Here is a 5,513-nt window from a genome sequence, read left to right as displayed (position 1 = left end):
CGTGTGCTCTTGCCGGCCTCCGCGATGATCTCGCGCGCCGCGCCCACGCGGTCGTTTGTGTACGACGCGAGCAACGACGCCGGTGCCGCACCCTTGGCAACTGCGGCAAGTTTCCACGACAGATCGATGGCGTCCTGGAAGCCAGTGTTGGCCCCACGCACACCGAAGATCGGCAGCAGGTGAGCGGCGTCGCCCGCGAAGAGAATGCGTCCGTGCACGTAGTCGGGCAGCGTAAGCGCGCGCGCCGAATAGACCGAACACCAGTCGAGTTCCCACGGCGTGCCGCCGAGACCCATCATGTCGAGCTGCGCGTCGATGCGCTCGCGAATCGTCTCGGGTTGCAGCGCGTGCTCGGACGTCTCCGACGCCGGCAATTGATAATCCACGCGCCAGATGCCATCGGGCTCGCGATGCATGAGCACCGTGTTGCCGGGATTCCAGTCGGGGGCGAAGTACGCCAGGCGCTCGGTGGGCAGATCGAGATCGATGCGGATGTCGGCGATGACGAAGCGGCCTTCGTAGCTCGCCCCTTCGAAACGCAGATCCAGTGCAGTGCGCACCGTCGAGCGCGCGCCGTCGGCGGCGACGAGCCAGCGCGTGCGTTGCGTGTACTCGCCCTCGGGCGTATCGATCTGCAGCGCCACGCCGTGGTCATCCTGCGTCAGCGCAACGAGCTTGTTGCCCCATCGCATCTCGATGAGCGGCTGGCGCTCGACGGCGTCCACCAGATAACTCTCGAGCACGTTCTGTTGCAAGTTGATCAGCGGCGCGAATCGGTCGTCTTCGTCCACCGGCGACTCCATGCGGAAGACGCGCTGGCCGCGATAGTAAGAATTCCCGCTGGTCCATGGCAGGCCCTTGGCGAGCACCGCGTCGGCCACGCCCACGGCTTGCAGAATCTCCTGCGAGCGACGCGTGAAGACGATGGCGCGGCTGCCTTCCGAGACTTGCTGTTCGGCCTGGAGCACGACACAGCGCACCCCATGGCGTGCCAGCGCGAGTGCGGTGACCATACCGATGGGGCCGCCGCCCACGACGGTGACAGGGACGTCCGGGGTTGTCTCGCCCTGCGGCGCAAAGTGCGGATGGACGCGGTACGCGTGATAAAGCGACGCGCGCGGGGTGGTCTCTGGTCGATGCATGATGCGACACCCAAAAATTCGGCTCGGCACGTGCGCAGCGAGTCTCGTGTCAGCGGGGAGACGGCGCAAGCGCAGCGCGCGAATGGCAAAAACGCCAACGAGCATATAGTTGCTAACGCAACCATTCTAGTGTGCTAAGGTTGCGCTCGCAACAAAATATCGACCGTTTTCGACTAGGGAAAAACACTGAGATGCGGCCTGTCCACCCATCGCTCGACCAGTTCTTGACGTACAAGATGCACCGCCTGATGAAGCAGCACGACAAACGTATCGCGCAGTCGTATGCCGACGCGGCGCAATTGAGTCTGGCCGAGTCGCGCGTGTTGGCGGCGGTGGGCACGGCGGGGGCGTTGTCGAACTCGGAGCTGGCGCGTCGCGCGAATCTCGACAAGAGTCAGGCGAGCCGGGGGGCAGACGGGCTGGTATCGCGCGGACTGGTGCGTCGTGCGCCGGACGAACACGACGGCCGAGCGGTCAAGGTCACGCTCACGCCGGAGGGCGAGCGCGTATGGCGCGTGGTGATCGATGCGGCGCGCGCCCACTACGACCGATTGTTCGACACGCTGACTGACGACGAGATGCGCGTGTACGAGCAACTGCTCGACAAACTGCTGCTGCGCTCGGACGAACTCGACGGGCAAGGCTGATCGGTCTCACCCGGGGGCATGCGCCGCGTGCCACTTACGCGGTGCCACGGAAACGGAAAGCGCACCCGCGTGAAACAGCGCCCCAAAGATCGGAGTGCGGACACGCAGATGCCCTTTTGCTCAGTTGTGCCACGCGCACGTCGACGTCATCAACGCCTTCGCTTTGCACACGTGACGCGGGCCTTCACCTTCCTCAAGCGAACGACAGCGTCTTCGTCAGATCGCCCGGCGGCATGGCCCCGCGCGCCGCGAAGGCGGCGTTGCGATGGGCGACGCCTTCGAGCGTCGGCAGATCGTACAGGCGCGTGATAAAGCGCAGGATCGACGTGGTGTCGTAGAACGTGTGATCGACATTGCCGCGTTTGGCGAACGGCGAGACCACTAACGCCGGAACGCGTGAGCCCGGTCCCCAGCGGTCGCCCTGCGGCGGCGCGACGTGATCCCACCAGCCGCCATTCTCGTCGTACGTAATCACGACCATCATGTTTTGCCACTGCGGCGACTTCATCAGATGGGCCAGCACGTTCGCCACGTGTTGGTCGCCGGACTCCACATCCGAATACCCCGCGTGTTGGTTCAGGTTGCCCTGCGGCTTGTAGAACGTGACGGCGGGCAGCTTGCCGGCGATGGCGTCGGCGATGAATTTGTTCGCGATCGGGCTGTCGCCTTCACCACCATCGCGCAGATGCATCTCGCGTGCGGCCGTGCCGGGCGCGTACTGGGCGAAGTAGTTGAACGGTTGATGGTGATACTGGAAGTTCGGTTTGTCCGCACCGCCCTTGTGATCGAGCGCCGACTGCCACGCGCCCGCGTACCACGCCCACGACACGCCCTTCGTCGAGAGCACATCGCCAATGGTGGGGAACGTTTGCGGGGGCAGCGTGGCGGGGTTCGACGGATCGGCCAGACGCTTGTCGCCGGAGGCCGCGGGCTTGATCGGCGACGGCTGATAAGCCGGCATCATCGTATTCACTGCAAAGTTGTCGGGCGTGATGGCACCGTCGCGCACGAACTTCGGCGGACCGTCAGCCGCCGAAGCGGGCGACGCCGGCGACACCGCCAGACGTACACCTTGCGGCCCGTCGGCCAGCACGGCGATCTTGTCCTTGGCCGGACTTTGCGCGGCGTTCGGATACACCGGCGGGCGTCCGGAGATCAGGAACTGGTGGTTCAGGAACGAACCGCCGAAAGCCGCCATGAAGAAGTTGTCGCACATCGTGTACTGCTGCGCGATCTTGTACATGTCGAGCGTCTTGGCCGTCTCGCCGTAGTAACCCATCGTCAGACCGCCCGAGTTGGCCCATGCGGCGAACTGGTTGTTCGTGCCGCCGTTGATCTGCATCTGGTTCTGCCAGAACAGGTGCCATAGATCGCGCGTGATGACCGACGTCGGCAGCAACTGGCCTTCGGCGTCCTTGAGCATGAATGGCGCGTTCGGCTGCCGCGCGATGTCCTTCTCGGCGATGTGATACTTCTTTCCGCCGATCGTCTGAGCGCGCGGCACGAGACCCTCGAAGATCGGCGGCAGCAGCGGCATTGGCGTTTTGCCGTCGCGGTCGAGTTGGGTGCAGACCGACGCCGGCACTTTCGCGAGCGGCTTTTCCAACCCGGGGAAATCGGCGAACAGATTGTTGAAGCTGCGGTTCTCGAGATAGATCACGACCACCGTCTTGATGTTGGCCTTGAGCTGGGCGTCGAACGTGCCGCCCGCGGCGACGGCCGTGGGTGCGCTGGCACTGCCTTCGGCGGCGCAGCCGGTCAGTGCCGTCGTGGCGCCCGCCGCGCTGGCCGCACCGATGGCGGCCAGGCCTTGAAGCAGACGGCGACGCGACGGATCGGCCGGGTTGTCGTCGTGCGCTGGGGCGGCGTCGAGCGCGGGATCGTGAGGTTGGGGCTTGGCGTCGTGCGTCATGATGTCCTTGATGGGCGAGTCGGGCAGAGGCGTTCGGCGAGGCAGGCGTGCACACCCGCGTCCGGTCGGCAACGGCTGACGAGCGGGAGCCGCGTCGTCGGCCTGCCGGGGCAGGCTGGGCAGACGACGTTTTTACGCGGGGAGTGTGACAATTCGGTGACGCCGTCGCGATGTCGCGACAGACAAAACGCGGTGGGGTGGCGCACGCGACGCAATCGACTTGCGTGGCTCTGGTGGCTCACGCGGCGGGCGTCTCCGGCGGCACGGCGTAGCCCGTGTCCTCGAACAGCTCGGTGCGGAACTGTTCGACCAGATCGTCGAGCATGGCGCGCAATGCGCTGGGCATCTGTTTGCGCGACATGTAGACGCCGTAGACGGTCATCTCGCGTGGCACGTAATTGGGCAGCAGCGCACGCAAGGTGCCATCGCGCAGATGCGGTAACGCCGAATACACCGGTTGCATCGAGATGCCCGCGCCCGCGAGCGTAGCGGCGAAGACTACATTGACTTCATTGGCCGATAGATTGCCGCCGACGGGCACGCCCAGCGGTGTGCCGTTGTGCGTGAATTGCCAGAGGCTTTTGCCGAAGTACGTGTAGGTCAGGCAGTTGTGCAGGGCGAGGTCTTCGGCGCGCTCCGGCGCGCCATGGCGCCGGAGATATGACGGTGCCGCGCAGACCACCGAATGGCACGTGGCGAGACGACGGGCAATCAGTCCGGGCGACGGCTCGGACGTTACGCGAATCGCCAGGTCGATGCGCTCGTCCACCAGGTCAACGGTGCGGTCCGCCACCACGAGATCGATGGCGACACCGGGATACCGCAGGATGAACCGCGTGACCGCCGCCGCCAGGAATGCCTGAGCGAGCGACGTGCTGCAAGCCACTCGCAACAGGCCGCGCGGCGCACTGTCGGCGTGCGAGGCACACGCCAGATCGTCGGCGATACCCAGCATCTCGCGACAACGCGGCAACGCGTCGCTCCCGGCGTCGGTGAGGCTGACCGCACGGGTCGTCCGATGCAGCAGCCGTGTGCCGAGCCACGCCTCGAGTTCGGCCAGATAGCGCGAGACCATCGCCCGCGACATATCCAATCGCTGCGCGGCCGCCGTTAGCGAACCGCGTTCGGCCACTTCGGTAAAGACCCGCATTGCCGTCAGACGATCCATGATTTGCTCGATCGATGCAACAAAGTGATCGCCATTATGGGCTTTTTTTGCGCGACTGACGCGACTACGATGGCAAACATGAGAGGCGTCGAAGGGCGGCGTCGCAAGACACAGGACAGATCGAGATGACCCAGGCAACTCTGCATTACATCGCCGACCCGCTGTGCGGATGGTGCTACGCGGCGGCGCCGCTCGTGCGCGCTGCGCGCGACGTGGTCGGCCTCGATGTCGTGTTTCACGGTGGCGGCATGATGGCCGGGCCGAACGCGCAACCGGTTACGCCGCAGCTGCGCGATTACGTCATGCCGCATGACCGTCGCATTGCGGCGTGGCCCGGCCAGCCGTTCGGCGACGCCTATTTCGACGGTCTGCTGCGCGATGGCACCGCCGTGTTCGACTCCGCGCCGCCCACGGCCGCCGCGCTGGCGGCCGAAGCGTTGGCCGGCCGCGGGCTCGACATGTTCGCGGCGCTGCAGCGCGCGCATTATGTCGATGGCAAACGCATTGCCGATCGCCATGTGCTCATCGATGTCGCGGCGAATCTCGGTCTCGACCGGGGGGCCTTCGCGCAAGCGCTCGATGCACAGGCGGCCGACGCCCTCATGCGGCACTTCCGCGATAGCCGCGCGTGGCTTGCCCGCGTC

The 5,513-nt window shown here is 65.6% G+C and carries 5 protein-coding genes; 2 read left to right on the top strand and 3 right to left on the bottom strand.

Annotation, left to right across the window (positions count from 1 at the left end; translation table 11 throughout):
* A partial coding sequence (locus A985_RS26745; protein ID WP_232424722.1) for an FAD-dependent monooxygenase occupies positions 1 to 1,142 on the bottom strand: 1,142 nt, incomplete at its 3' end.
* A 191-nt stretch (positions 1,143 to 1,333) separates the two neighbouring features.
* On the opposite strand from A985_RS26745, the gene A985_RS0122865 reads away from it, so the two are divergent.
* A complete protein-coding gene (locus A985_RS0122865; RefSeq protein WP_017235705.1) occupies positions 1,334 to 1,789 on the top strand; it encodes a MarR family winged helix-turn-helix transcriptional regulator in 456 nt (151 codons plus the stop codon).
* Between the two features lie 193 nt (positions 1,790 to 1,982).
* On the opposite strand, the gene A985_RS0122860 is transcribed toward A985_RS0122865, so the two are convergent.
* Complete coding sequence (locus A985_RS0122860) at positions 1,983 to 3,701, bottom strand: acid phosphatase (protein ID WP_017235704.1); 1,719 nt, start codon at positions 3,699 to 3,701, stop codon at positions 1,983 to 1,985.
* Between the two features lie 238 nt (positions 3,702 to 3,939).
* Positions 3,940 to 4,869: a LysR family transcriptional regulator gene (locus A985_RS0122855; protein ID WP_017235703.1), complete on the bottom strand. Its 930-nt coding sequence runs from the start codon at positions 4,867 to 4,869 to the stop codon at positions 3,940 to 3,942.
* A gap of 125 nt (positions 4,870 to 4,994) precedes the next feature.
* On the opposite strand from A985_RS0122855, the gene A985_RS27810 reads away from it, so the two are divergent.
* On the top strand, positions 4,995 to 5,513 hold a 519-nt coding region (locus A985_RS27810; protein WP_232424719.1), incomplete at its 3' end, for a DsbA family protein.

It is taken from the genome of Pandoraea sp. B-6, assembly GCF_000282835.1.
GTDB lineage: Bacteria > Pseudomonadota > Gammaproteobacteria > Burkholderiales > Burkholderiaceae > Pandoraea > Pandoraea cepalis.
Note: the sequence above shows the minus strand (reverse complement) of the source record. Positions and strands in the feature narration are given on the sequence as shown.